The sequence below is a fragment of the Mesorhizobium sp. B2-4-13 genome, from assembly GCF_006658535.1.
In the GTDB taxonomy this organism is placed as follows: domain Bacteria; phylum Pseudomonadota; class Alphaproteobacteria; order Rhizobiales; family Rhizobiaceae; genus Mesorhizobium; species Mesorhizobium australicum.
On sequence record NZ_VFVB01000012.1, the window covers coordinates 103,410 to 129,930 of the forward strand.

The window sequence follows — 26,521 nt, forward strand, 5'->3', positions numbered from 1 at the left end:
TCTGAGTTAAGCCTTGGAGCTTCCCGTCTTGTTCTTGTTGTCAACGATCCGGAACGAATGGCTGCCCCAGGGATGCCGGCGTGTTCATCATCGTCAGACGCTTGTTGCGCGAGATTAGAACGAGAACCACGACGGTTGCCAGATAGGGCAGAGAAGAAAGCATCTGCGAGGGCACTGGAATGCCAAAAGCCTGTGCATGAAGCTGGCCGATCCACACCGCGCCGAAGATGTAGGCGCCGGCCAGTACCCGCCATGGCCGCCAGGACGCGAACACCACCAGTGCGAGTGCGATCCAGCCTCGGCCCGCGGACATGTTCTCGACCCACTGTGGCGTATAGACGAGCGACAGATGCCCACCGGCAAGACCGGCGCAGGCACCGCCGAAGATGACCGAGAGATAGCGGTAACGGATGACCTTGATGCCGAGCGCATGCGCCGAGGCATGGCTGTCACCAATCGAGCGCAGCGTGAGGCCGGTACGCGTCTTGAACAGGAACCACATCACCGCGGCCGTCAGCGCGATCGAAATGTAGAAGATCGGATCCTGGCCAAAAAGAAGCCTGCCCACGACCGGTATGGAACTGAGGCCGGGAATATCGAGATTGGGCAGCCTGACACCGGGCTGGCCGACGAAGCTTGTTCCCATCATGCCGGAAAGGCCGAGACCAAGCAGCGTCAGTGACAGGCCTGTTGCCACCTGGTTGGTGGCCAGCGACAGCGTCATCACGGCAAAAAGCAAGGAGAACAGCGCGCCCACGACGATCGCCGCCAGAAGGCCGATCCAGGGCGATCCCGTCAGATAGCCGGCCCCGAAGCCGCCGACGGCGCCCATGACCATCATGCCTTCGACACCGAGGTTGAGCACGCCGGAACGTTCGACCACCAGTTCGCCTATCGCCGCGATCAAAAGCGGCGTCGCCGCCGTGGCTATGGTCAGGAGGATGTTGACGGTGATGTCCATCAGCGGGCTTCCTTCAACTTTGGTGCGGCCTCGAGCTTCGCGGGCGTTTCCTGTTTCGTCAGCGCCAGACCGATCAAGCGGATGCGGTAATGAATGAGCGTGTCGCAGCCGAGCACGAAGAACAGCAGCATGCCCTGGAACACCCTCGCCACCTTGTCGGAAATGCCGAGTGCGCTTTGCACGGCCTCGCCGCCGAGATAGGTCAGGGCCAGCACCAGGCCCGCGGCGACGATGCCGAGCGGATTGAGGCGGCCGAGGAACGCAACGATGATGGCCGTGAAGCCATACCCGGGCGAAATCACGGGCTGAAGTTGCCCGATGGCGCCGGAAACTTCGGAGATGCCGGCAAGGCCGGCCAGCGCTCCCGATAGCAGGAAGGCAAAGAACACCATCCGGTTGAGGCCGAAGCCGGCGAAGCGCCCTGCCCTTGGGCTGGAGCCCAGCACGCGGACCTCGAAGCCCTTGAGCATGCGGCCCATCAGGATCCAGATCAGCACCGCGGCCACCAGGGCGAACACAAACCCCCAATTGGCGCGCCCGGCATCGGGCATCAGTTCCGGCAGCACGGCCGCGTCGCCGAACTGGATCGTCTGCGGAAAGCCGTGGCCCTGCGGATCGCGCCAGGGACCCCGCACCAGCCAGTCGAGGAAGAGCTGCGCGACATAGACCAGCATGAGGCTGGTCAGGATCTCGTTGGTATTGAACCGGGTCTTCAGCAAGGCCGGGATCGCCGCGTAGGCCGCACCGCCGACCATGCCGAGCAGAAGCATCAGCGGCAGCACCAGCGGGCCTTCGAATTGCGGGAACAGCACGGGAATGATCGAGCCGAAGATTGCGCCGAAGATGAACTGGCCTTCGGCGCCGATGTTCCAGATGTTGGCCTTGTAGCAGACCGACAGGCCGACAGCGATCAGGATCAGCGGCGCTGCCTTGATCGCCAACTCGTGCAACTGCCAGACCTGGCTGATCGGCTCGATGAAATAGATATGGAAGGCATTCAGCGGGTTGACGCCGAGCAGCGCGAACAGAACCGCGCCGGCAATGATGGTCAGCGCGAAGGCGATGAACGGCGACAGCATCGAAAACAGCGCCGAGCGCTGCGGGCGTTTGACAAGTTCGAGGCGCATCATGCCGTCTCCAGCGTATGTTCGGCGTGGCCGGGCTCGGCGCCGCCCATCAGCAAGCCGACCTTCTCGAAAGTCGCTTCGGCGATCGGCATCGGCCTGGACAATTCGCCATTGTGCATGACGGCGATCGCGTCCGATATTTCGAACAGCTCGTCGAGATCCTGGCTGATCACCAGCACTGCTGATCCGCTGCGAGAGAGCTCGATCAGGGCCTGACGGATGTGCGCTGCGGCTCCGGCGTCGACACCCCATGTCGGCTGGTTCACCACCATCACGCTTGGGCGGCGGTCGAGTTCGCGGCCGACGATGAATTTCTGCAGATTGCCGCCCGAAAGTGCTGCCGCTTCAGGATCCGGGGCGCTCTTGCGCACATCCATCGCCTCGATGATGCGCTGCGAGGCGGCATAAACGGTGCCGCTTTTGACCATGCCGCCGGTGCCGACAAAAGCCTTGCCGTCCGTGGCATGGCGCGACAGCAGGAGGTTTTCCGAGAGCTTCATGCGCGGCGCGGCGCCATGGCCGAGACGCTCCTCCGGCACGAACGCGGCCCCCAACAGGCGCCGCCCGGTAATGGTGAGGCTGCCGGCGTTCTTGCCGCGGATGCGCACTGAGGCGGCATCCTGCTGCAAAACCTCGCCGGAGACGGATTCGAAGAACTCGCCTTGGCCGTTGCCGGCGACACCGGCAATGCCGATCACCTCGCCAGCGCGGACATTGAGGCTGATGTTCTTGAGCGGAATGGAAAACGGCGTTGCCGGCTTGCGGTTGAGGTTGAGGATTTCGAGCAGCGGCTGCGCGGTTTCGATCCCCTCGACCGGCGCCCGCACCACGGCCTGCACTTCGTTGCCGACCATCATGCGGGCGAGCGATGAGGCTGTCTCCTCGCGCGGGTTGCAGTGACCGACCACCTTGCCGTGCCGCAACACCGTGGCGCGGTCGCAGATGCGTTTGACCTCTTCAAGCCGGTGCGAAATGTAGAGGATCGATTTGCCTTCCGCGCGCAAGCGTTCCAGCGTCTCGAACAGCTTGTCCGCTTCCTGCGGCGTCAGCACCGATGTCGGCTCGTCCAGGATGATGAGCTGCGGCGTCTGCAGCAGGCACCGGATGATCTCGATGCGCTGGCGCTCGCCGACGGACAGATCGCCGACCAGCGATTCCGGATCGAGCGGCAGGCCGTAGCTGTAGGAAAGCGCCCTCGCCTTGGCCGCGATGCTGCCGATCGGCGAGCCGTCATCCAGCGACAGCGCGATGTTCTCGGCGGCCGTCAGGGCTTCGAACAGGGAAAAATGCTGGAAAACCATGCCGATGCCGAGCTTTTTGGCAACGCCTGGGCTGGTGATCCGCACTGCCTGGCCGTTCCAGAAAATCTCGCCGGAATTGGGTTCCAGCGAGCCGAACAGCATCTTGACCAGTGTCGATTTGCCGGCGCCGTTCTCACCGAGCAAAGCGTGGATTTCACCTTTGGCGATGTTGAGATCGATATGATCGCACGCTGTCAGCGTGCCGAATATCTTGGTCAGGCCCCGAACCTCGAGCAGGTTCGCCCCATCATGATTTGCACTCACAGTGCCTCCCGTCCGGATTACCGGACATGTTCTGTGTTCCCGCAAGCATCGTATGCGCGGCCGGCTCTCGTGCGAAAGCAGCACCCAACTTGAAAGAGCTTCAAGAATTTCAGCGGAAACTCAAGGGCAAAGATCAGCCTTCCTTCGCACAAGCATATGGCGGGCCGGCTTTTCGGGCAAACCATGCTCGCGGCTGCGGCAGCGCGCTGAAAACCCAGGCAGATTGCCTTCAGGGAACCAGGATGGTCGTACCTGTCGTTCTGCGGCCTTCAAGGTCCGCATGTGCCTTGCCGGCATCCTTCAGTGCATAGCGCTGATTGATCTTGATCTCGACGGCGCCGCTGAGCACGACCTCGAACAGTGCGGCGGCGGAGGCATCGAGGTCCTCGCGCCTGGCATTGTAGACGAACAGCGTCGGCCTGGTTGCGAACAGCGAGCCCTTCTGCGCCAGCAGCGACATCGAGAACGGCGGGATGGGTCCCGAGGACTGGCCGAAGCTGACGAACATGCCGAGCGGCTTCAGGCAGTCGAGCGAGGCCGGAAATGTGTCGTTACCCACCGAATCGTAGACGACATCGCACTTCTTGCCGCCGGTGATGGCGGCTACGCCGGCGACGAAATCCTGCTCCTTGTAGTTGATGACATGGTCGAAGCCGTGCGCCTTGGCGAGTTCGATCTTGTCGGTGGAACTGGCGGTGCCGATGACCGTCGCGCCGAGATGCTTCGCCCATTGGCCGAGGATCAGGCCGACCCCGCCGGCCGCGGCATGAAACAGGATCGTGTCGCCCGCCTTCACCTTGAAGGTGCGGCGCAGGAGGTATTCCGCGGTCATGCCTTTCAGCATCATGGCGGCGGCCTGCTCGTCGCTGATGCCGTCCGGTATCTTGACGACCTTGCTGGCATCGATGACGCGCTCTTGCGCGTAAGCGCCTGTCGTCACGGCATAGGCTATCCGGTCGCCCGGCTTCAGCCAGTCGATGCCCCCACCGACTTCCAGCACCACGCCGGCGGCTTCGCTGCCCGGAATGAGCGGAAATCCGCCGGGCGGCGGATAGAGACCCGAGCGATGATAGACATCGATGAAATTGAGACCGATCGCGGTATGCCTGATCAGGATCTGCCCCGAACCCGGCTGGCCAGGATCGGTGTCCTCATGGATCAGGACTTCCGGACCGCCATTGGCGTGGATGCGGATGGCTTTGGACATGAAGAGGATTCCTTGAAGAGCGGCTGGTCAGGCCTTTTTGGCGCCGAGGTTCGGAAAGAACTGCATGAGGCCACCAATGGTTGCGAGATAGAGCCCGGTAACGGTGATTCCGATCTTGGTGAAAGTGCCGACTTGCTCGCCCAGCACGCCGATCTGGTCGTAGAAAGCGGCGAGTGCGGCCTGCGCAAGCGCGAGCGCGCCGAAAGCACACCACAACAGCGTCATGCCGAGATTGATCGGCCGCAGCCGCTTCACCCGCACCGGATGGATGAAGTTTATCGGGACAAAGGTCAGAATGCCGGCCACCACCACCACCGCGAACGAGACCCATTGTCCCGGTTCGATGACAAACAGCGTGAACACCACCATGTTCCAGACCACCGGGAATCCCTTGAAGAAATTCTCCTTCGTCTTCATGCCGGTGTCGGCATAGTAGATCGCGCTGGAGACGACGATGATCGCCGCCGAAAGGAACGACAGGCCTTCGCCCATGAAGCCCCGTTGGTAGAGCGCGAAGGCCGGGATCAGCACGTAGGTCACGTAGTCGATGATGTTGTCGAGGAGTTCGCCGGACCAGGTCGGCAGGATTTCCTTGACCTCCAGCTTTCGGGCGATCGGCCCGTCGATGCCATCGACGAACAGCGCCAGGCCTAGCCACCAGAACATGGCCGTCCAGCGCTCCTCGCTCGCCGCCACCAGCGACAGGAAAGCCAGGAACGAACCGGAGGCGGTCAGCAGATGCACCGAAAACGCACGCGCCTGCGGCCAGGTGACCTTCTTCTTCGGCCGCGGAATCCGGTCGGTGATCTTCCCGGCGATCTTGCGGGCTTTTGTGTTCTTGCTCACGGGCCCCGCCAATCAAGCTTGCAGATCTCGGCCGAGCGGCCGGCGAAATTCCAGTTGCGGCCAAAGGCGCGCATCTTGCTCTTGTCGGACCTTGCCACGATGATCTCCGGCGCGATCCAGTATTCCGAGTTCGTGATCACCGTATCCTTGTCGCGGTCCTTGCCCGCGATTGGCGTGACCGCCCCGTCGATGATCTTCGGAATCTGGAAGATACGCGTCTTGTCCCGTGTCTCGTAGGTGATCGGCACCTGTTCTACGCCCAGGAATTTGCCGACGAGGATCGAGAGCAGCGACGTGGTCCCGCCGGCCTTGCCGGTGAAGATCCTGGTCAACGCCTTGACCGCGTAAACCGAGGCTCTGATGTCGATGAACAGGCCCGCGGTCCAATTGCCGCGGCTCATGTAACCGGGGATTTCCATGATCAGCCCAAGGTTGAGGCCGGAGAGGTCGACTTCGCCGAAGTGACCCGCATCGATACGGAACCCCGCCCATGTCTGGCAATAGCCTTCTGTTGGTGGGTGACTGCCGAGCGACAAGACGCAAGGGCAAAAAACCGTGCAATTGCAGGAGAGTACGAGCTCTCCTTTCATTGCCCAGCCAGGGTCAGTCATCGAATTCCCCCCAATCACAGTGAGACTACTAGCAGCACGGCTGCCCAGACAAGCAGTATCGCACCGGCCAGCCGAGTTGGAAGACTGCCCGTCGTTTGTTTTTCAATCAGGGTGAACACGCCGATCAGCGCCATCCAGAAGACGTTCATGACGCCGACGGCGAACATCACCAGCATCAATGCCCAGCAGCATCCCAGGCACCAGATACCTTGCACGATGCCTAGCCGAAAAATGCGGAAGGTCTCGGCACTCCAGTTTGAAAACAAGGTCGAGAATGGGTTCCGGCATTTCGTCAGGCAGGCCTCCTTGAGGCCGCTGAACTGGTAGAGGCCGGCAACCAGCAAGGCCAGCCCACCAGCAACGCCAAGCACCGGATCGAATACCCCCGCGGACGCGGCGACTGCGTGGACGGCAAGTGTCAGTGCCGCAAACAGCAGCGATGCGGCGAGCCAGGCGAAGAGGTAGCCGGCAACCAGCACCAGCGGATGGACGACCGGCGCCCGCTTGATCCGCGCCGTATCGGCGATCTCGCAATAGGTGCGGATCATCGGTGCCGCCGACGGCAGCATCGCGGCGATCGCCATCAGGAACCACATGAGGATGAGTGCCAAAGCACGCGGGCCGATGCTTGCGTCCAGCGGCGCTGGCGAAAGGCAAAGAACGAAAAAATGGTCCAGGAAATCGGGCAGCGGCAGCTGTGGCAGGTTGCGCAGGAGAGCGTCACCCGGCGCGCTGATCCGCGCCTCGGCGCCGCGTATCGCCATCGCGGCAAGCAGCAGCCAGGCCAACGCGATGCTTGCACAGACGACGACGTTGACCGTCAAACGCGGGTCGCGCGCGACATTTGCCGTGGCGCGGCCGGCGCGGTCGAGATGGCTGAAGTCGTCCTGTTGGCCGGTCATGACATCCGAATGGGCCGAATCGCCGCGTTGATCAAGCCGCATGATCTGCCCTATATGCCTGTTTGGACTGGCAGGTCTGGTGGCCGCCTCTCAACTGCAGACCGGAAGCCGATCTTGGAGCATCAGGAAACAGCGCGGATACTGATTGCGGGCACGGGGCCGGCGGGGTTGATCGCCGCGCTTGCCTTCGCCGATGCCGGCTTTCCGGTGACGATTGCCGGGCCGGAAACCTCGGCTCCCGACGGTCGCACCACGGCGCTCATGACGCCTGCCCTGAAGGTGCTCGAAGGGCTGGGCGTGCTCGAGGACATCAGGTCCAAGGGCGCGCCTTTGAAGGTGATGCGCATTGCCGATGCGACCGGCCGGCTGATCCGCAGCCCCGTCGTCACCTTCCGCGCCAGCGAGATCGGCGAGGAACAGTTCGGCCTGAACCTGCCCAACGGCGTCCTTGGCCCGGCGCTTGCCAGCAAGGTGGCCGCGCATTCCGGCATCGAGTGGCGCAGATCCATGGTGAAGGCATGGCATCTCGGCGCCGGCAAAGCGCATGCCACGCTGGCTGATGGCAGCGAGATCGATGCGTCCCTTGCGGTCGCCGCCGACGGCCGCCTGTCGCCGGCCCGCGAGGCCGCGGGCATCTCGACGGCGGCGCGCGCCTATCCTCAGGCGGCGCTTGTCCTCAATTTCCGCCACAACCGCGAACATGGCTTCACCTCGACGGAATTCCATACAGAGACCGGCCCGTTCACGCAGGTTCCACTGCCGGGCAATCGCTCCAGCCTTGTCTGGGTGGTCAAGCCAGAGACCGCCAAGGAGCTTGCCGCTTTGGACGATGCAACGCTCTCGCTCCGCGTCGAGCAAAAGATGCAATCGATGCTGGGCCGGGTATCCGTCGAGCCGGGTCGCCAGATCTATCCATTGTCGACGGTGACCCCCCTGCGTTTCGCGGCGCGACGGGTGGCGCTTGTCGGTGAGGCGGCGCACGTGTTCCCGCCGATCGGCGCGCAAGGCCTCAACCTAGGCATCAGGGATATTGACGATCTGGTTGGAATCGCGCGTGAAAATCGTGAGGATCCGGGGGCTGTTGCGGCCCTTGCTGCATACGATTTCAAGCGCCGGCCCGATATTCTGGCGCGCAGCAGCGCAGTCAATCTGCTCAACATGTCGCTGCTTTCGGACATGTTGCCGGCGCAGATGGCGCGTGGCGTTGGCCTGGGTGTACTTGGCGGCTTTACGCCGCTGCGCGCCTTCTTCATGCGGGAAGGGCTTCGTCCGGGCAGCGGCTTTGCGGCACTTGCGGGCGGCCTTCGGAAGCCGGCTCGGCAGCGGTAGCGATTTTGCGGACTTTGCCGCGGTATCGCGACGTTCATCAAAACCTTTGTTGCGCATACCGCGTATCTTGAAGGCTCAGACGCTCGGGATTGAATTGATGCGGAGTCTGCGCCAAATAAAGCCAAGGAATTCAGTGGTGAGTGCGATGAAAACGGCCAAATTCGCGATCGGACAGGTGGTTCGCCACCGGCTGTTCCCGTTCCGAGGCATCATTTTCGACGTCGATCCGCAATTCGCCAACACCGACGAATGGTACGAGGCCATCCCCGCCGACGTACGGCCGCGCAAGGACCAACCATTCTACCACCTGCTCGCCGAGAATTCGGAAACCGAATACATCGCCTATGTGTCCGAGCAGAATTTGCTCGAGGATCAGTCGGGAGAACCGGTCCGCCATCCGCAAATCAAGGAAATGTTCGACAAGAAGCCGGATGGGCGCTATGCGCCGAAACGGCAGTCCAGGCACTGACATCCGTCATGCTGAGTATGGCCAGAAATGAAAAAAGCGGGGCATGACCCCGCTTTTTTGACTCGCTATGCCCGACGCCGGATCAGTTGGCGGTCTTCGCCTTGTCCTGCTCGTCCTTGAGCTTCTTGGCGAAGTCCTGGTTGTTCTTGGCGACGAAGTCCTGAAGCTTCTTCTGCCGGTCCTCGATGTCCGACTGCTGCAGCGGCGGGCCGTCATAGGCGCCGCTGAAGCCCTGCAGCGCGATCTTGATCGGGTTGGCCTGGTTCTGGAAATTGATCGAGGTCAGCGTGATCCCCTGACCCTTCTTGAACGAAGCGACAAGCTGATCGGTCAGCGGCACTTCCGCCACGCAACGATCCGGGAAGCAGATGACATAGTCGAGCTTCTGCGCCTTGCCGGTGTCGATCTGCAGGCCGATGCCGGGAGGCACGAGGCGGCCGGTCGGGACCGTCACCTGGAACACTTTGCGGTTCACCTTGCCCTTGAGCTCGATCAGGCTGACGCCGGTGACGAGTTGGCCATTGCCAGCAGTGACGATGTTCTGGACATTGCAGATGTCGACGTCTTCCTGCTTGGTGCAGGCCTTGAACCAGCCCTGCGGAATCTGCGGCTGCTGCTGCGCGGAAGCAGAGGGAAGTCCTGCGCCGAGAAAGCCAACCACGCCTGCGGCCATGACCGACAGGCGGTACGCGTTGCTGTTCAGGCTCGTCATGTCGTGCACTTCCTCTCAATGATCCCGGGACCGGCTTCTTCGTGCCGTGTGGTCCAGCTACCTGTTGCCAAAATGAGGCAACAGAATGACTTCGGACGGCGTGTTACACTGCAAGCGGCGTCGAATCCAGCCCGCCGACCGGTAATTCTTGACGACGCCATTGGCCGCCACGCAGGTGCCCCATGCTAGGGTGCGGACCGAATCATCAAGCCGACCTGTTAAGGAGACGGTCATGGGCCGCGTTCTTGTTTGGCTGGTCACCGCATTATCGTTTTTCAGCCTGTCGTCGCCACCGGCGCTGTCGGAGCCGAAACACGCGATTGCGATGCAGGGCGAACCGGCCCTGCCGCCGGACTACACCCATTTCAGCTACGTCAATCCCGACGCGCCGAAGGGTGGCAGCATTACCTATTGCGTCGTCGGCAGCTTCGACAATCTCAACCCTTTCATCCTGAAAAGCCTGCGCACGACCGCGCGCGGCATGATGGACACGATTTACGGCAATCTGGTCTTCGAGCCGCTGATGCAGCGCAGTGCCGACGAGGCCTTTACCCTTTATGGGCTTCTGGCCGACACCGCCGACATGGATCCCGAGCGCAAGACCATCGAATTCCATCTCAACCCGAATGCCAAATGGTCGGATGGTCAGCCAGTGACGCCGGAAGACGTGCTGTTCACCTACGATGCCTATACGCAGAAAGGCCGTCCGCCCTACAGCGACCGCATGGCCAGGATCGCCAAGCTCGAAAAGACGGGCGACCACAGCGTGCGCTTTACCTTCAATGACAAGGCCGATCGTGAGTTTCCCCTGATCATCGCGCTGACGCCGATCATCCCCAAACACGCTTTCGACATCGGCACTTTCGACAGGACGACGCTGAAGCCGTTGATCGGCAGCGGTCCCTACAGGATCGCACAGGTGACGCCCGGCCAGCGCATCGTCTTCAAGCGCAACCCCGACTATTGGGGCAAGGACGTTCCCGCCAAGCGCGGTTTCGACAATTACGACCAGATCACCATCGAGTATTTTCTCAACGCCAACGCCAAGCTCGAAGCCTTCAAGAAGGGTCTTTGCGCCATCGACGACGACAGCGATCCGGTGAAACGCGAGCGCGATCTCGACTTTCCGGCGTTTCACAGGGGAGACGTTGTCTCAGAAACCTTCGATACCGGCATTCCACCCGTCGTGACGGGTTTTCTGTTCAACACGAGGCTGCCGAAGTTTTCCAACCCCGTGGTTCGGCGCGCGCTCGGCATGCTTTATGATTTCGAATGGGCCAACAAGAACCTGTTCGGCGGCAAGTACACCCGCACGATGAGCTACTGGCAGAACTCGGAGCTTTCCGCGCTCGGCCATCCTGCTGATGACAGGGAAAAGGCGCTGCTGGCGCCCTACCCCGGCCGCGTGCCGGCCGACGTCATGGACGGCACCTGGAAACCGCCGGTGACGGACGGTTCGGGCCAGGACCGCAAGGTGCTGAAGACAGCTTTCGATCTTCTGAAAAGCATCGGCTACCATGTGCAGGACGGCACGATGATCGATCCTGACGGTAAACCTTTCGGCTTCGAGATTCTGACCGCCTCGCAGGATGAAGAACGTCTGGCCGGCATCTACCAGCGCACGCTTGAGAAGATCGGCATCAATGTCAGCATCCGCAGCCTGGACGGCGACCAGATCCAGTCGCGCAAGCAGCGTTTCGACTTCGAGGTCCTGATCGGCTCCAGCGGCTTCAACAATTCGTTGTCCCCTGGCATCGAGCAGATCGGGCGCTGGTCGTCCGCCGCGGCCAGGACCGAGGGATCGTTCAACCTCGCCGGCGTCGCCGATCCGGCGATCGATGCGGCCATCGACGCAATGCTGCGAGCCCGTTCGAAAGAGGATTACGTCGCGGCGGTTCGCGTTCTCGATCGGCTGCTGATCTCCGGCAATTACATGGTGCCGATGCAGTACAATACGCAGCAGTGGCTTGCTTACTGGAATTATCTGGAACATCCGCGCAAGACGCCCATATTCGGTTATCAGCTGCCAACATGGTGGCGCAAACCGAACTGAAGTCCGGAGATCGAGATGAGCGAAGCGAACGCCATAACCGTCGACGTGGTGTCGGACGTCGTCTGCCCGTGGTGCTTCATCGGTCAGAAGCGGCTGGACAAGGCGATCGCCGCGGCCGGCGACGTCGAAGTGCATATACGCTGGCGGCCGTTCCAGCTCGATCCAACCATTCCGCCGCAAGGCAAGGACCGCCACGACTACATGCTGGCCAAGTTCGGCAGCGACGAGCGCATTCGCGAAATTCATGCCCGCATCGAACCGCTTGGCGAAGCTGAAGGCATTTCCTTTGCCTTCGACGCCATCAAGGTGGCGCCGAACACACTCGACGCGCATCGGCTGATCCGCTGGGCCGGTGCCGCCGGCGAGGACGTCCAGAACCGACTGGTGCGCCGCCTATTCCAGCTGAATTTCGAGGAAGGCGCCAATATCGGCGACCACACCGTATTGGTCGAAGCTGCCCGCGAAGCCGGCATGGACGCCGCTGTTGTTGAAACGCTCTTGCCGAGTGACGCTGATGTCGAGGCGGTTCGCACGGAAATCGCCACCGCGTCGCGCATGGGCATCACAGGCGTGCCGTGCTTCCTGCTCGAGGACAAATATGCCGTGATGGGTGCGCAGGATGCCGACACGTTGGCCGATGCGATCCGTCAGGTCGCGGCGGCCAAGGCGCGTGGCGAGTTGGAGAAAACCGGCTGAGGCCAGCGGACGCTACTTCGCCTTCATTTGGCGTGCTGATGAAAGAGCCGCTTGCCATTGGCCGGTGCGGATCACCCCTTTGGTTGACGAATGGGCAAGAGAACGTCCTGCACTCCCGCTGTTCCAATCCGAATTGGCGACTTCGCCACGGCAAGGAATCAGACGTTGAGGACAGCGTGTTCTCAGGCATTCTGGCCAGGTCTCCGGAAGAGAACCCCGGCCCTCATGATTTTTTGAGTCACGAAACCGTGTGCCAGGTTTCCCCAGGGGAAGATCGACAGAAGCCCCGTTCGCCGCGTCCAAGTTGCTGAAACCAATCAAAATTTTCTGATCGTTGCCCACCGTTTTGCTGGCGATTCGATCTTCAATCTGTTGCCTCAGCGCAACGGCCGCCAGAGCAATCTCATAGGCCTGGTTTAAAAATTAATGGAAAATGATCAATTGGTGTTACCATCCGTAACAAAACAAAAAAGGTTTGGGCGGGATCGTGATTCGGATCGGCAGGCGATCGCAAGAGTCAGTACCGGATGGACTACGCAGCGACGCCGCAGGGCGGTCGCATTTGACGCCGGTATCCTCGATGCGCAATTTCTGGGGGCTCGTGCGAGCCTACTGGATCTCGGACCGCTGGAAGGAAGCCTGGGCGCTGACGCTGGTGATAGCCCTGCTCACCGCGCTGTCCAGCAAGGCTAGCGTGTGGTTCGCCATGGCGTCGGGCGAATTGGTGAATTCGATCGCCTTCCTGCACGATGCCGCCAACACCAGGCCCTTGGAAACAATCCTGACCAACGCCGGCATACTGGTGCTGCTCGTCATGCTCAAGGACGTCGGCTTCACCGGCGTGCGCAATCTCGTCTCGGCAACCTTGCATCGCAAATGGCGCGGCTGGCTGAACGACCAATTCAACCAGGCCTTGCTCGACGGCAACCATACCCATTTTCACGCTCAACATGGCTCCCCGGACGGCGGCATCGTTGCGCCCGACAATGTCGACCAGCGCATCCAGGAATCGATCAAGGACATGACCGGCGGTGCGATCGGCCTCGCCATGGGCGTGCTGGGGTTGGCGACTTCGCTCTACTTCATAGGCCAGAACCTGTTGCAGTCGTCAGTGGAGGTCAAAGGCCTGGAGTTCCTTGGCAGCTATGGCAGCGCTGTTCTCGCCCTTCTCGCTGTTGCCACGTACGTCCCCCTCAACACCTGGATCGCCGTCAAGCTCGGCAGCCTGCTGGAACGTCTCAATATTCGCATGCAGAAGGCCGAGGGAAGTTATCGTAGCGAACTGACGACGTTCCTGCGCCGCAGCTTCCATGTCGCCGCCTCGCATGGCGAGGGCGTGCAGAAGAGGATGCACGACCGGCTCTATGTCGACATCGATCGCACCTGGGGGCGGCTGAATGTCGTCAACTCCAGCTATATGTCGTTCGAGCTGATCTACAACTTCGTCGGCGCCCGTATCGTCGCCTATGCTCCGGGCCTTGTGCCGTTCATCCACAGCCGCCTGGACTATAAAGGCTACATCACCGGCTCCGAAATGGTCGCCCAGCTCATCAGCCAGTGTTCCTGGTTCATCCATGTCATGCCCGCCATCGCCACGCTGCGCGCCAACAGCCAGCGCGTGACGGAGCTCGCCAACGCGATCGAGAAAGTCCAGCACCCGCAGGAATTCTACAGCCAGAGCGGCCGTTCCGACTTCCACTACGCCAGCCAGAATCCGGTCTTCGGTCTGACCATCCAGAAGCTGGAGCTGGCGCATCAGGGTGAGGATGCGACACCATTCCTCAGTTCCGCCAACCTGCGCTTCCGGCGCGGCGAATGGACCTTCCTGAAAGGCGAATCCGGGTGCGGCAAGACCTCGCTGATCAAGGCGATCAACGGCCTGTGGCCTTATGGCCGCGGCACCATCGTCTTCCCCGAGGGCGTCAAGAGCTTCTATGCCGCCCAGGAGGTCAAGCTGCCGCAGGTGTCGCTGAAACAGCTGGTCTGCCTACCAGGCTCCGAAGGCGACCACGGCGATACCCAGGTCGCGTCGGCACTGCACAAGGCTGGCCTTGGCGATTTCATCGAACACATGGCCAATGAAAGCCGCGAGGGCAAGAGCTGGGATCAGGTCCTGTCGGGCGGCCAGAAGCAGAAGCTGGTGGTGGCTCGTATCATCCTGCAGCAACCGGGCCTGCTGTTCCTCGACGAGGCGACCGGGGCTCTCGACCCTGATGGCAAGATTGCCTTCCACCAAGCCATCAAGGACAACTGCCCTGATGTGACGGTGATCAGTGTCATGCACGAAGCCGTGGCACCGAGATCTGCTGCCGGGACCGAGTTCTACCACTCGATGGTCCTGATTGCCGACGGCGTCGCCACGAAGAAGCCGCTTGCCCCAAGCCTGCCGCTGGAACTCACCACGATCCTGGCCCAGCCAAGGCCGGTCGAGGACAAATGGACGCGTTTCTCGCGCCGGCTGAAGCAGAAATAACGCTGATGTCCCCGTGGCTTGCCACGGTGAACGGTCCACGGTGATCACAGTCTCGCGATCCGGGCCGTTCGGCACTGTTTTCCTTCCTCACCGCGATTGACTCGGCAAGGCGCGCTCCTATGTTGCGCCGGCTTGCAGCAGTCAAAAGCGAACCCGCAAGCAGAAAGGTCACCGCGCCATGCCTGGCGACAGTCACAGTCGAACGCAACCGCTGTCCGCCTAGACGTGACCTGAATGGTTCATGTCCTGCCGGACGGCAAGGAGTGAGCCATGAACGATTTTTCCCCCGTAGCGGACGACGAGGCCGTCGCCATCGCCCGCATCCTTGCCAATGATCACGTCGCCGACCTTGTCGAGGCGCTCAACCATGAATCGCGCGAAACCGCGACGGAGCTGCTTTGCGCCGTACCCTTCGAACGGCTGGTCGAGATTTTCGACCAGCCTGAGCTCGAAGGCGCGCCCGAACTGGTGGAGGCCCTGCCCCGTCCCAAGGCGAGCAAGCTGCTCACCGCCATGTCCGTCGACCGCGCGGCCGACATCCTGCGCGAGCTCGACGAGCCGGCACGCTCCGAGCTGCTCGGTGCGCTGGCGCCGCCGCTGCGCGCCACCCTGCTTTCCATTCTGGGCTATCCCGAAGGCAGCGCCGCCTCGATCATGACCACGGAGTTCGTCAGCGTACCCTCCGACTGGACCGTCGGACGCACGCTCGACTACATCCGCAAGGTCGAACGGACGCGCGAGACCGTCTATGCAATCTACATCGTCGATCCGCGGACAAATCTCCTGGTGCGGTCGACGGGCTTGCGTCGGCTCATCACCGGTGAACCGGACGACCCGATCCTGTCGGTAGCGCCGGACCGCCTGCCGGTGACAGTCACTCCGCTGACGGATCGTGAACACCTGGCGCAGACGATCTCCAAATACGATCTGCTCGCCGTCCCGGTCGTCGACAACGGCAAGATCCTCGGCATCGTCACCATCGACGACATCATCGACACGATGATTGAGGAGACGACCGAAGACGTGCATCGCTTTGGCGGCATGGAGGCTTTGGACGAGCCGTATATGAAGATGAGCTTTCTCGCCATGATCAAGAAGCGCGGTGGTTGGCTCTGTGCGCTGTTCATCAGCGAGATGCTGACGGCCAATGCCATGCAAAGCTATGAGGGCGAGCTGGAGAAGGCGATCGTGCTGACGCTGTTCATCCCGCTGATCATGAGCTCCGGCGGCAATTCCGGCTCGCAGGTGACCTCGCTGGTCATCCGCGCGCTGGCGCTGCGCGAAATCGGCCTTCGTGACTGGTGGCGGGTGGCGCTGCGCGAACTGCCTACCGGTCTCGTGCTCGGCGCCATGCTGGGCGTGGTCGGCGTCTGCCGCATCGCGCTCTGGCAATATATGGGCTTCTATGACTATGGCCCGCACTGGCCGCTGATTGCCGCAACCGTTGGTGCCGCACTGGTCGGCATCGTCACCTTCGGTTCGCTGTCGGGGTCGATGCTGCCTTTCGCCCTGAAACGGATCGGTTTCGACCCCGCCAGTGCATCCGCACCGTTCGTCGCCACGCTGGTCGATGTCACCGGACTGGTGATCTATTTCTCGGTGGCGCTCGTCATCCTGCGCGGCACCTTGCTGTAGCGGTTCGACTGCCGCCGCCGGCCGTGGCTGGCGGCGGCAGCGCCGCGTCAGGCGACGTCAGACGCGCTCGCCGTCCTTCACTCGATAGGTCGGCTTGTACATGGTGACGAGCTCTTCGGAGGCGGTCGGGTGCACGGCCATTGTGCGGTCGAAGTCGTCCTTGGTCAGTCCGGCCTTCAGGGGGATGCCGAGCAGCTGTGCCATTTCGCCGGCATCCGGCCCCAATATGTGGGCGCCGAGAACCCTGCGCGAAGCGCCATCGACGACCAGCTTTATCAGCATCTTTTCGTCACGGCCCGACAGCGTGTGCCGCATCGGCCGGAAGCTGGCGCGGTAGATTTCGATATCGGCGAAGCGCTTGACGGCTTCGTCTTCCGACAGGCCGACCGTGCCGATTTCCGGTTGCGAGAAGACAGCCGTCGCGATCGTGTCGTGGTCGGGCGCCGTCGGGTTGTCCTTGAATGCCGTCTCGACGAAGCACATGGCTTCGTGAATCGCCACCGGGGTCAGCTGCACGCGGTTGGTGACATCGCCGATCGCCCAGATATTGTCGATGTTGGTGCGGGAATACGGGTCGACCTTGATCGCACCGGTCGCGGCGGTCATCTCGATGCCTATGCCTTCCAGGCCCATATTCTCGGTGTTGGGGAGGCGGCCGATGGCCAGCATCACCTGATCGACCGTCAGCACCTGCCCTCCGATGAGCTGCGCGCCGAGCCGTCCGTCCGGCCGCTTGCTGACCGATTCGGAGACGGAATGGCAAAGGATCTTTATGCCCTTCTTCTCCATCGTCTCATGCAGCGTGCGCCGCAGGTCCATGTCGAAGCGGCCGAGGATTTCCTTGCCGCGATAGACCAGCGTGGTGTCTACGCCGAGGCCATGGAAGATGTTGGCGAACTCGACCGCGATATAGCCGCCGCCCTCGATCATGATCGCCTTTGGCAGTTCCTTGAGGTCGAAAGCCTCGTTGGAAAAGATGCAGTGTTCGTGGCCGGGCAGCGCCGGATGCGCTGCCGGACGGCCGCCGGTGGCGATCAGGATCTGATCGGCGGTGACGGTGCGGTCCTCGCTCAGGAGGTGGATCACGTGCGGGTCGACGATCATCGCCCGCGTGTGAAACGTCTCGCCACCCGAACCCTCGACATTCTTCTTGTAGATCGCTTCCAGCCGGCTGATCTCGCGGTCCTTGTTGGCGACCAGCGTCTGCCAGTCGAAACTGGCTTCCGGCACTGTCCAGCCATAGCCGGCGGCGTCGGCGAAATGCTCGGGAAATTGCGAGGCATAGACATAGAGCTTCTTCGGCACGCAGCCCCTGATGACGCAGGTGCCACCGAAACGGTATTCTTCGGCAATGCCAACGCGTTTGCCGAGCGCTGCCGCGACCCGCGCCGCCCTCACCCCTCCGGAGCCGCCGCCGATGACGAAGAGGTCGTAGTCATAACCGGCCATGAAGCGGCTCCTTGAACGCCAAAATGCGACTGACAGGTAGGCCGCAAACCGTCAAAAGAAAAGCCCGGACAAGCCGGGCTTCACAGATGGCCGCAAGGCCGTCGGAAAGATCACGATCAGTTCTGCGTGCCGTCCGACGGCGCAGAACCGTCGGCGGGGGCCGCGCCATCCGCAGGAGCAGCACCGTCCGCGGGCGCGGTTGCATCGGCGGGTGCGGCCGGCGCCTTGGCTTTTGCCGCCGCTGCCAGAGTCTCGCCGACTTGCTGGGCGAGATCGCGCGCGACGCCGTTCTGCCAGATGTCGGCGGCCTTGACGAGGTCACGCGTCACGGTCGGGCCGCTGTCGAGCAGCTTCTTGCCGGACTCGGAGCTGTAGAAAGCCGCGATGTCGGAGAGTTCCTTTTCGGAAAACACCTTCGCATAGGCAAGAGCCGCTTCCTTCTCGAGATCCGCACGGCGTGAGGCCATCGCCAGCGCCTTCTCGTTGATCGTCTTGCCGATCAGTTCCTGCATGTCCGGGTTCTTCTGGATAAGCTGCGATTCGAGCGCCGCGGCGGCCTGCGGCAGGATGTTGTCGAACGGGTCGGTCGCGTGGATCGCGGCGACCGCGGCGCGTGCGGCCTTCAGATGCGATTCCGTGACGTCCTGCGCGAAGACAGGCGAGGAGAACGCGAAGACGGCCGAAGCCGCCACAAGGACGGAAAGACGGCGAACCCGGTTATGCAACATCATGATCGGTAGAACTCCCTGGTTTTCGGGCGGCATGGACAGTTTGGATACCGTCGCCGCCGGCGATGATGGCCGCTGACGCCAGCCCGATGAAAAGACCATGCTCGACCACGCCAGGAATGGCGTGGAGAGCATTCGAAAGCGCTCTTGTATCCGGAATGCGGCCAAAAGATGCATCGAGGATAAAATGGCCGCCGTCTGTAACAAAAGGCTGGCGTCCCGTCATCCTCAATGTCACCGGACCCGAAAGGCCGAGATTTCCAGCCGCCATGACCACGGCGATCTCGGTCGCGCGCAGGCCGAACTGGTTGACTTCGATTGGAAGCGGAAACCGGCCGAGTGTCTCGACCATCTTCGATCGGTCTGCGATGACGATCATGCGCTGCGAGGCCGCGGCCACGATCTTCTCGCGCAGCAGCGCCCCGCCGCCGCCCTTGATCAATGTCAGCTCCGGGTCGACCTCGTCGGCACCGTCGACGGTGAGATCGAGCTCAGGCGTTTCCTCCAGCGTCGACAGCGGCACGCCGAGTTCGCGGCACAGCGCAGCAGTGCGTTCAGAGGTCGGCACGCCTGTTATGGTCATGCCGGTGGCGACCTTGTCGGCAAGCAGCCGCACGAACTCCTCGGCAGTGGTGCCGGTGCCGATGCCGAGCCGCATGCCGTCGCTGACATGGGCAAGGGCCGCCCGCGCGGCCTCGACCTTCAATTGCCTCGCATCCATGCTGCTTTGCTGCCCCGAAACCGAATGCATGTCGCCCAAAATGACCTCGGCTTTGGGAAAACGACATGCATGAAAGAAAGACCTGAAGCGCGCCGCATGAGTCTGTTTCGACGCGACGCGCTTTAGCGTTTTCGGCTCCTAGCATTTTTGCAGGCCGGGTCAAAGCCCTTGGCAGCCGCCCCGCCGGTCTGCTTGCCTTAACGCGTCGCAGCCGTTATCGCCTGCCATGCACAAACCTGCGCAGGATGGATCATGACTCGCCCGATCATCGTGTTCGACCTCGATGGAACGCTGATTGACACGGCGCCGGACCTGCTCGACAGCCTCAACCACAGCCTGGCGGCCAGCGAACTATCGGCCGTCGACGAAGCCGGCTTCAAACGCTTCGTCGGCCATGGCGGCCGGGTGATGATCGAACGGGCGCATGCCGCGCAGCAACGATCCCTCAAGGTCGAGGAGCACGACCGGCTGCTGAAACTGTTCCTCGATCACTACACCGACAACATTCCGGGCAAATCCCGCCCCTACCCCGGCGTGATCGAGGCGATTGCCCGCTTTGAGAAGGCCGGCTATCTGCTGGCCATCTGCACGAACAAATACCAGGCCAATTCGCTGGCGCTGATCGAAGCACTCGGCTTGACCAGGCATTTCGCGGCAATTGCCGGGCAGGACACGTTCGCGTTCCGCAAGCCCGATCCGCGCCACCTGATCGAGACCATCAAACTCGCCGGCGGTGATCCGCACCGCGCCTTGATGGTCGGCGATTCGCAAACCGATATCGACACCGCCAAGGCGGCCGGCATTCCTGTCGTCGCCGTTGATTTCGGCTACACCGACCGTCATGTGCGCGAGTTCGAGCCCTCGGCGGTGATCTCGCATTTCGATGCGTTGACGCTCGATCTGGCGCAAAGGTTGATCGGCGCCGCCGCACACTGAGCGCCACGATGAAAATCTCTGCGGAACGGGCCTTGGCGAGACCGCAAATCCGATCTGTGTGACAACACCAGACGCTGCCTTGACTTAATGGGTCGGCCTCCCTTATATCGCGGCTCGCTTGGCCTTCGGGCAACGAGCGGGCGATTAGCTCAGCGGGAGAGCACACCCTTCACACGGGTGGGGTCGCAGGTTCAATCCCTGCATCGCCCACCATCTGTTTGCTGAACATCACATCGGCAGCTACAGCCCGCCTTCCCCTTTGGCGCTCTGCCTTTCCGCACAGGCGCTGAACGCCGGAACACCCACATGCGGAACAAACCTGCATGACAGCGAGTTTCCTTGCGTCGAAACTTGAGGGAAAACCATGTCCAGATTTCTGCTTGCGGCCTCCGTCGTCGTTCTTTTCGCCGCCGGACCCGCCTTTGCCGCGGATGAAACTGCACTGCCGCCACCCAATGCCAAGAAGCTGTCGGAGATCATCGCCAAGGTCGAGCAGCGTGACGGGTTTCGCTACGTGAAGGAGGTCGACTGGGACAAGGACGGCTACACCGTCACCTACTATACCTCGGACAAGGCAAAGGTCGAAATCGTCTTCGATCCTGTGACGGCCGAACCAAAATAAGGTTCGCGGACATCACGTCGCGAATGCGCTGCGTCTGGGTGTTCTCAACGACAAAACGAGCGTCAAAATTGTCCATCCTGGCGTATGTTAGGCTGGGCGCGGGGCCGCGCCTTCGGCAATCCTGTTGGCTTGGGGGCCATCATGCGATGTTTCGTTAGACCCTATCTTCTGTCTGTATTCGCCATCGTCCCAGCCGGCGGCTTCCTTGCCGTTTCTCCGGCATTGGCGGACGGGTCGTCCTTCGACTGCGGCAAGGCAAACCTGCCGGCGGAAAAGGCGATCTGCGCCGACCCGCAGTTGTCGGCCATCGATCTGCTGGTTTCGAAGGCCTACAAGGAATTCGAGCCGGCGTTCGGCGGCGACAGGCGTAAGATTGCCCGCGGGCTGATCGCCGATCGCAATGCTTGCAAGAGCGATACCCCCTGTATCGCCAGCGCGCTCGACAACGCCTTGCAGACCTATGGAAATGCGCCGTCCTGGGTGCAGGACTACACCATCGCGCTGATCGGCAAGAAGGCGCTGGACGCTGCTGCACGGAATCCCGGCAATAAGGACCAGCCCCTGCCCTCGGCGATCGGCCAATGCGCGTCGACGCATATCGAGACGCTGACCACGCGGCTTGGCGACGATCCGCTGGAAACGGCTACTCCCGAAGCGGGCAGCGCGGCCACATTCACCAATGGCGGCGGCGCCGTATCCTATGATCGCGAGGCTGGCCTTGCCGCCGCCAAGGTCGGCGAACCCGTCGTCATGTGCTTGATCTCCATTCCCAGGGACTGCCCCAAGGACGACGACCGTGGCCGGGTTTATTATTCCGTCGACCTCGTCGCGAAAGGCTCCTGGGCTCTCCCGGATTCGCAGCATATGTGCGGCGGCGCCTGAGCTGCGGGATTTTCACCAGCGAGCCCAGGAGTGCTCCGTCTCCCCTTGCGTCAATTCGCCATTGATGGCTGATTGTGGAGGGACCGCGCTTCAGGGGGTGGGTATGTCGGCTGCGAAGCACTTGATGAAGCGCGTCCTCATGATGCTGGCCGGCTATCTCGTCGCCATACTGGTTGGTCTGATCGCCGTCGTGGCGATCTATGCCGCGCTGAGTTCCCTGCCCAACGCGCCAGCCTATTTCGACCTCATGGGGGTCTCGCCGATCGCGGCCTTTGTGGTACCGCCGCTCGGCATGTTCATCTATTTCCTGACCATCGTGGTGACCGCGCCTCAGACGCTGATTTTTGCGCTGATCGCCGAATTCTTCTCTCTTCGCAACGCTATGCTGCACATGGTCTTCGGCGCCGCGGCTGCGGCCGGAGGTTTCTTCCTGATCTGGCCGGGCGCGGCGGAGGACGTGGATCTGGAGCGCTGGGTCGACATCGGCATCATAGCCGCCGCCGGTCTGGTTGCTGGGCTGGTCTATTGGCTGATCGCCGGGCGCGACGCCGGTTTCAGGCGCTCGCTGTCGGAGCGATAACGACTAGCTCGAGGGTGAGCGCACCGCCTCGGTTGCGTCCAGGGCCTGCTTCAGCCGGGAATCGCGATCGTAGACGTCGCTGAAATACTCGACCTTGCCGGACATGTCGGGCCAGGCGGTGAAATAAGCGACATAGACTGGGATCTTGCGTGTCACATCCTCGGTCGAGTGTCCGTGCTTCAATTTCTCCGCGATATAATCGACCGAGGTGCCGAGCACTGCCGCCGCCATGCCGCGCGGATCCTGCAGGCGCACGCAGCCATGGCTGAGCGCGCGCATATCCTGCTTGAAAAACGATTTCTGCGGCGTGTCGTGCATGTAGATCGCGTGCTTGTTGGGGAACAGGATCTTCAGTTCGCCCAGAGCATTGGCCTCGCTCGGCTGCTGGCGCACATTATAGGGAATGTTGGCGCCATAAGCGCCCCAGTTCACCGCCGACGAAGGGATGCGCTTGCCGCGTGAATCCGTCACCTCGTAGCCGGCCCGGTCAAGATAGCCGGGATCGCCGCGCAACCTCGGCAGCATTTCGTTGACGATGATCGACTGCGGCACGCCCCAGTAGGGGTGGAAATCGACCTGCTTGATCTGGTCGTAGAAGAAGGCGGTCTGGTTGGTGACGCGGCCGACGACGGCACGCGTCTTCAATTTTTCCTGGCCGTCGTCGATATAGCTTGCGGTGAAGGCAGGCTGGTTAATGAAAACACGCGGGCTGCCGAGATCGGAAGGCAGCCAGCGCAGTTCTTCCAGCGCCACCTCCACCTTCAGCAGCCTGTCGGCCTTCGACGTCCCGGCCAGCGTGGCGACCGTGCGTGGACCGATGACGCCATCGCCCTTCATGCCTTCCTTCTGCTGCACCGCCTTGATCAGCGGCACCAGCTCGGGAACGTAGACTTCGCTGGTTGCCAGCCGCGACAGGACCTCGCCATAGGTGCCGCCCATCTCGTCATCGAGATTGCGCGCGATCAGCGACAGCAGCTTCGGCAATTCGGGGCTGGTTTCGCCTGGCTTCAGCAGCAGCTTGGGATCGACGACGATTTCGTTCTCGGCGCTCGCCTGCAGCGCTTCCAGTTCGACGCGCAGCGCCTGATATTCCGCATTCTGCGGATGGCGCGATTCCAGATAGGTGCGAACCTCCTGGGTATGCGCCAGAGTCTTCAGCACGCCCATCATGTCGAGCGGCTTGGCCGGGAAATCGTAGTAGCCGGTCATGCGGTTGGGCTCGACACGGCCATTCTGGGCGTCATGGGCATAGCGCAGGACACGTGCCGACAGCGCCATCTCGAATCGCACGAGCTCCTTCAGCTTGACCTCGTCGTCCGCCGAGGACGAACTGGCGGCAGGCACATCGACCGTGTAGTCGGCAGGCGTGAGGCCGTAGCTTGCAGCCTCGCCAAGCACCCGCACGGCATCCTGCGCGCGGTTGTTCGGGGTGGTTCCGGTCACCCAGATGAAATCCGGGTTGGCCGAGTAATAGGCGATCAGCGCCTTGGCGATGTCGGGCTCGGCATAGAGTTCATAGTCGGCGAGCCCGGCAATGGCTTCATGGAAGGCAGCACCCGTGGCCGAAGGCACGAAAGCGGCATCTTGCGGTGTAGCCGGCTGCGGCGCCGTAGCCAGCGTCGAGAAGTCGACACGCACCAGCTTGTCGGCCTTGTAAGTATAGTAGGACGGACTGCTGATCCTCACGCCGCCGCCGGCCGGAGCGTTCGGCTTGGGTTTGTGCTTCGGCGGAGGAGGCGGAAACTCGCCTTTCGGCTCATGCCTGATGCCCCCGCCGAACAGCATGTCGAAAAATCCCTGGGCCCCTGCCTGAGGCATGCCGAAAGCCAGCGTCGCCGTAACCGCCACCAGCGGCATCACGGTTGCTTTTTTACCGAGGAATTTCATGGATCACCCGCTCCGGTCGCAACCGGTTCCCGTTCCGCACGCTAGACCGTCCCGCTCACCGCATGGCGGATGTAAGGCGCGACTATACCGATTCATACCGATTTCGTTAAGCTTTCATAAATTTCGGCAGGGCTGTTGCAGAACGGTTTCACAACATCGTGACGGCCGGCGCGACCGAACTGTCGCGCCGGCCCGGGAATCCCTGTGGCTTACGCGTTTGCGCCTCCATCGATGGTCAGCGCGGCTCCGGTGACGAACCTGCCCTCCGGTCCGGCGAGCCAGGCAACCATGCCGGCGATATCGTCAGCTTCGCCGAATCGCGGGGTGGCCATCTTCTGGCGCTGATGCTCGGCATGCGGGCCGTCGGCCGGGTTCATGTCGGTGTCGGTCGAACCGGGATGGACGACATTGGCGGTGATGCCGCGTGACCCGAGGTCGCGGGCCAATGCCTTGGTCAGGCCGACCAGCGCCGCCTTGCTGGCCGAGTAGGCGCCCAGGCTGGTGTCGGTGACCCGCTCGGCCAGATTGCTGCCGATCGAGATGATCCTGCCGCCCTCGCCCATGTGCCTTGCCGCCGCTTTCGAGGCGATGAACGGCGCTCTCAGATTGATCGACATGGTTTCGTCGAAATCGGCAAGCGACAGCGCATCGATCGGCGCGGCGCGCCAGATGCCGGCACTGTTGACCAGGATGTCGAGCCGGCCGAAGGCAGTCACAGCATCGGCCACCGCCTGGTCTATGGCCTCGGCGTCACGGTTGTCGGCTTTAATGGCGATGGCGCGACCGCCCTTGGTCTCTATCTCGGCGACGACGGACCGAGCCTGCTCCTCGCCATGCACATAGGTCAGCGCCACATCGGCCCCCTCCGCCGCCAACCTTCGTGCAATGGCCGCGCCGATACCGCGGCTGCCTCCGGTGACGAGTGCTGCCTTGCCGTTCAAATTTCCTGATGACATCGGTTTCTCCATTTATGTAGCGATTGATACATAAATACCTGCCAGCCTTGCCTGGCCGCGTCAACTCATTTATGTATCGATCAACACAGAAAAGAGCATCATGTCGGAAAGAGGCCGTCCACGAACCTTCGATCGAACCGCGGCCTTGCGGCGCGCGATGGACGTGTTTTGGGCCAAGGGCTATGAAGGCGCATCGATCAGCGATCTCGCCGTGGCAATGGGCATAAATTCGCCGAGCCTCTACGCCGCCTATGGCAGCAAGGAGGCCCTGTTCCTCGAGGCGACCGATCTCTATTCCCGCGTTGAGGGCGCCGACATCTGGCTCGCGCTGGAAGAGGCGCCAACGGCGCGGCTTGCGATCGAGCGGTTCTTGCGCCGGACCGCGAAGGCCTATTCGCAAAGCGATCGTCCGCAGGGCTGCCTGATTACGCTGGGTGCGCTGCACGAAGACTCGAGCCGGGGCGCGATCTGCGCGGATTTGCGGCGCCGGCGCGCCGAGAATCTAGCCGCGCTGAAGAAGCGTCTGCAGCGCGGCGTGGCCGAGGGTGAATTGCCTGCCGACTTCGATTGCCTTGCAGCCGCGACCTTTTTCGCAACGGTCCAGCATGGCATGTCGATTCAGGCGCGTGACGGCGCTTCCCGCGCCGCCCTGATGGCGACGGTAGCCGGGGCAATGGCCGCTTGGAAGACCATGGCCGGCACCGTCGAGGCGTGACAAACACCATCCGTTGTGCTCGAAATCCGACTTGCCAGCAAACCTGCGGCCGGAGGGAACCACGTGAAAAAAGGGTATCGCGAACTGCTGGATGAGGCCAACGCCGAGATCGAAGTGGTTTCGCCCGAGGAAGCGGCAGGGCTGCTTGAGGACGAAGACACCATCTTCGTCGATCTGCGCGATCCTCGTGAAATCGAACGCGACGGCAGAATTCCCGGCGCCAAGCACGTCACGCGTGGCATGCTGGAGTTCTGGATCGATCCCGAAAGCCCCTACCACAAGCCCTTCTTCGCTTCCGGAAAAAGCTTCGTCTTCTTCTGCGCCGGCGGCTGGCGTTCAGCGCTGGCCACCAAGACGGCGCAGGACATGGGTCTTTCCCCGGTCAAACACATCCTCGGCGGCTACACGGCCTGGAAGGCTGCCGGACTGCCTGTAGAGCCCGGAGACAAGAAGAAATAG

25 protein-coding genes and 1 tRNA gene are annotated in these 26,521 nt (G+C 62.1%); 13 read left to right on the forward strand and 13 right to left on the reverse strand.

Translation table 11 applies throughout. The features are described 5' to 3' along the window. Window positions 1–40: 40 nt before the first annotated feature. The 7 genes from FJ936_RS26590 to FJ936_RS26620 form a co-directional block, all read right to left on the reverse strand. Entirely contained in the window at window positions 41–961 is a 921-nt protein-coding gene (locus tag FJ936_RS26590) for an ABC transporter permease (RefSeq protein ID WP_015317890.1), read from the reverse strand. Continuing rightward, window positions 961–2,091, reverse strand: a complete 1,131-nt coding sequence (locus tag FJ936_RS26595; protein ID WP_141907148.1) for an ABC transporter permease — start codon at window positions 2,089–2,091, stop codon at window positions 961–963. Before FJ936_RS26595 ends, FJ936_RS26590 begins: the two co-directional genes overlap by 1 nt. Next, on the reverse strand, window positions 2,088–3,653 hold the full coding sequence (locus FJ936_RS26600; protein ID WP_140790793.1) for an ABC transporter ATP-binding protein: 1,566 nt from the start codon (window positions 3,651–3,653) through the stop codon (window positions 2,088–2,090). The genes FJ936_RS26595 and FJ936_RS26600 overlap by 4 nt, the downstream gene beginning before the upstream one ends. 229 nt (window positions 3,654–3,882) lie before the next feature. Beyond that, on the reverse strand, window positions 3,883–4,860 hold the full coding sequence (locus tag FJ936_RS26605) for a quinone oxidoreductase (RefSeq protein WP_141907149.1): 978 nt from the start codon (window positions 4,858–4,860) through the stop codon (window positions 3,883–3,885). A gap of 27 nt (window positions 4,861–4,887) precedes the next feature. After that, window positions 4,888–5,706 carry a phosphatidylcholine synthase gene (pcsA, locus tag FJ936_RS26610; RefSeq protein ID WP_015317886.1) on the reverse strand — a complete coding sequence of 273 codons (819 nt, stop codon included), beginning with the start codon at window positions 5,704–5,706 and terminating at the stop codon, window positions 4,888–4,890. Further along, the gene (locus FJ936_RS26615) at window positions 5,703–6,317 is read right to left on the reverse strand and encodes a DUF1326 domain-containing protein (protein WP_023795157.1); all 615 of its coding nucleotides are present in this window, start codon (window positions 6,315–6,317) and stop codon (window positions 5,703–5,705) included. The genes pcsA and FJ936_RS26615 overlap by 4 nt, the downstream gene beginning before the upstream one ends. A 14-nt stretch (window positions 6,318–6,331) precedes the next feature. Continuing rightward, window positions 6,332–7,261: a DUF2182 domain-containing protein gene (locus FJ936_RS26620; RefSeq protein WP_141907150.1), complete on the reverse strand. Its 930-nt coding sequence runs from the start codon at window positions 7,259–7,261 to the stop codon at window positions 6,332–6,334. Between the two features lie 72 nt (window positions 7,262–7,333). Between FJ936_RS26620 and FJ936_RS26625 the strand changes: the two genes are divergently transcribed. Continuing rightward, on the forward strand, window positions 7,334–8,548 hold the full coding sequence (locus tag FJ936_RS26625; RefSeq protein WP_141907151.1) for a UbiH/UbiF family hydroxylase: 1,215 nt from the start codon (window positions 7,334–7,336) through the stop codon (window positions 8,546–8,548). A gap of 145 nt (window positions 8,549–8,693) precedes the next feature. Continuing rightward, entirely contained in the window at window positions 8,694–9,017 is a 324-nt protein-coding gene (gene hspQ / locus FJ936_RS26630) for a heat shock protein HspQ (protein ID WP_027142695.1), read from the forward strand. 82 nt (window positions 9,018–9,099) lie between these two features. On the opposite strand, the gene FJ936_RS26635 is transcribed toward hspQ, so the two are convergent. Next, window positions 9,100–9,729 carry an invasion associated locus B family protein gene (locus FJ936_RS26635; protein ID WP_015317881.1) on the reverse strand — a complete coding sequence of 210 codons (630 nt, stop codon included), beginning with the start codon at window positions 9,727–9,729 and terminating at the stop codon, window positions 9,100–9,102. A gap of 232 nt (window positions 9,730–9,961) precedes the next feature. Between FJ936_RS26635 and FJ936_RS26640 the strand changes: the two genes are divergently transcribed. The 4 genes from FJ936_RS26640 to mgtE all read left to right on the forward strand — a co-directional run bounded on the left by FJ936_RS26640 (window position 9,962) and on the right by mgtE (window position 16,586). Further along, window positions 9,962–11,782, forward strand: a complete 1,821-nt coding sequence (locus FJ936_RS26640) for an extracellular solute-binding protein (RefSeq protein WP_141907152.1) — start codon at window positions 9,962–9,964, stop codon at window positions 11,780–11,782. 15 nt (window positions 11,783–11,797) lie between these two features. Next, window positions 11,798–12,478, forward strand: a complete 681-nt coding sequence (locus FJ936_RS26645) for a DsbA family protein (RefSeq protein ID WP_141907153.1) — start codon at window positions 11,798–11,800, stop codon at window positions 12,476–12,478. Between the two features lie 580 nt (window positions 12,479–13,058). Next, window positions 13,059–14,951 carry an ABC transporter ATP-binding protein/permease gene (locus FJ936_RS26650; protein WP_181166502.1) on the forward strand — a complete coding sequence of 631 codons (1,893 nt, stop codon included), beginning with the start codon at window positions 13,059–13,061 and terminating at the stop codon, window positions 14,949–14,951. Window positions 14,952–15,221: 270 nt separating this feature from the next. Next, window positions 15,222–16,586 carry a magnesium transporter gene (gene mgtE / locus FJ936_RS26655; RefSeq protein ID WP_141907154.1) on the forward strand — a complete coding sequence of 455 codons (1,365 nt, stop codon included), beginning with the start codon at window positions 15,222–15,224 and terminating at the stop codon, window positions 16,584–16,586. Between the two features lie 57 nt (window positions 16,587–16,643). Here the strand turns inward: mgtE and gor are convergent, their stop codons facing one another. The 3 genes from gor to rpiA form a co-directional block, all read right to left on the reverse strand. Further along, complete coding sequence (gene gor, locus FJ936_RS26660; protein WP_140790807.1) at window positions 16,644–18,035, reverse strand: glutathione-disulfide reductase; 1,392 nt, start codon at window positions 18,033–18,035, stop codon at window positions 16,644–16,646. A gap of 116 nt (window positions 18,036–18,151) precedes the next feature. Further along, window positions 18,152–18,766, reverse strand: a complete 615-nt coding sequence (locus FJ936_RS26665; protein ID WP_015317875.1) for a DUF2059 domain-containing protein — start codon at window positions 18,764–18,766, stop codon at window positions 18,152–18,154. Continuing rightward, window positions 18,753–19,484, reverse strand: a complete 732-nt coding sequence (gene rpiA, locus FJ936_RS26670) for a ribose-5-phosphate isomerase RpiA (RefSeq protein WP_015317874.1) — start codon at window positions 19,482–19,484, stop codon at window positions 18,753–18,755. The genes FJ936_RS26665 and rpiA overlap by 14 nt, the downstream gene beginning before the upstream one ends. Window positions 19,485–19,736: 252 nt before the next feature. Between rpiA and FJ936_RS26675 the strand changes: the two genes are divergently transcribed. From FJ936_RS26675 to FJ936_RS26695, 5 genes are all read left to right on the forward strand, one after another. After that, complete coding sequence (locus FJ936_RS26675) at window positions 19,737–20,420, forward strand: phosphoglycolate phosphatase (RefSeq protein WP_023773727.1); 684 nt, start codon at window positions 19,737–19,739, stop codon at window positions 20,418–20,420. Between the two features lie 138 nt (window positions 20,421–20,558). After that, window positions 20,559–20,633, forward strand: a tRNA-Val gene (locus FJ936_RS26680). A 151-nt stretch (window positions 20,634–20,784) separates the two neighbouring features. Continuing rightward, window positions 20,785–21,042: a PepSY domain-containing protein gene (locus FJ936_RS26685; protein WP_015317872.1), complete on the forward strand. Its 258-nt coding sequence runs from the start codon at window positions 20,785–20,787 to the stop codon at window positions 21,040–21,042. Window positions 21,043–21,183: 141 nt separating this feature from the next. Then, window positions 21,184–21,924 carry a lysozyme inhibitor LprI family protein gene (locus FJ936_RS26690; protein ID WP_224682624.1) on the forward strand — a complete coding sequence of 247 codons (741 nt, stop codon included), beginning with the start codon at window positions 21,184–21,186 and terminating at the stop codon, window positions 21,922–21,924. A 103-nt stretch (window positions 21,925–22,027) separates the two neighbouring features. Further along, complete coding sequence (locus tag FJ936_RS26695) at window positions 22,028–22,504, forward strand: hypothetical protein (protein WP_140664511.1); 477 nt, start codon at window positions 22,028–22,030, stop codon at window positions 22,502–22,504. A 3-nt stretch (window positions 22,505–22,507) separates the two neighbouring features. Here the strand turns inward: FJ936_RS26695 and FJ936_RS26700 are convergent, their stop codons facing one another. Beyond that, on the reverse strand, window positions 22,508–24,391 hold the full coding sequence (locus FJ936_RS26700) for a murein L,D-transpeptidase (protein ID WP_140790809.1): 1,884 nt from the start codon (window positions 24,389–24,391) through the stop codon (window positions 22,508–22,510). A gap of 209 nt (window positions 24,392–24,600) precedes the next feature. Further along, complete coding sequence (locus FJ936_RS26705; RefSeq protein WP_140619669.1) at window positions 24,601–25,347, reverse strand: 3-oxoacyl-ACP reductase family protein; 747 nt, start codon at window positions 25,345–25,347, stop codon at window positions 24,601–24,603. 100 nt (window positions 25,348–25,447) lie between these two features. Between FJ936_RS26705 and FJ936_RS26710 the strand changes: the two genes are divergently transcribed. Together FJ936_RS26710 and FJ936_RS26715 are read left to right on the forward strand one after the other, a co-directional pair. Beyond that, the gene (locus FJ936_RS26710) at window positions 25,448–26,062 is read left to right on the forward strand and encodes a TetR/AcrR family transcriptional regulator (protein ID WP_140790811.1); all 615 of its coding nucleotides are present in this window, start codon (window positions 25,448–25,450) and stop codon (window positions 26,060–26,062) included. 63 nt (window positions 26,063–26,125) lie between these two features. Beyond that, complete coding sequence (locus FJ936_RS26715) at window positions 26,126–26,521, forward strand: rhodanese-like domain-containing protein (RefSeq protein ID WP_015317866.1); 396 nt, start codon at window positions 26,126–26,128, stop codon at window positions 26,519–26,521.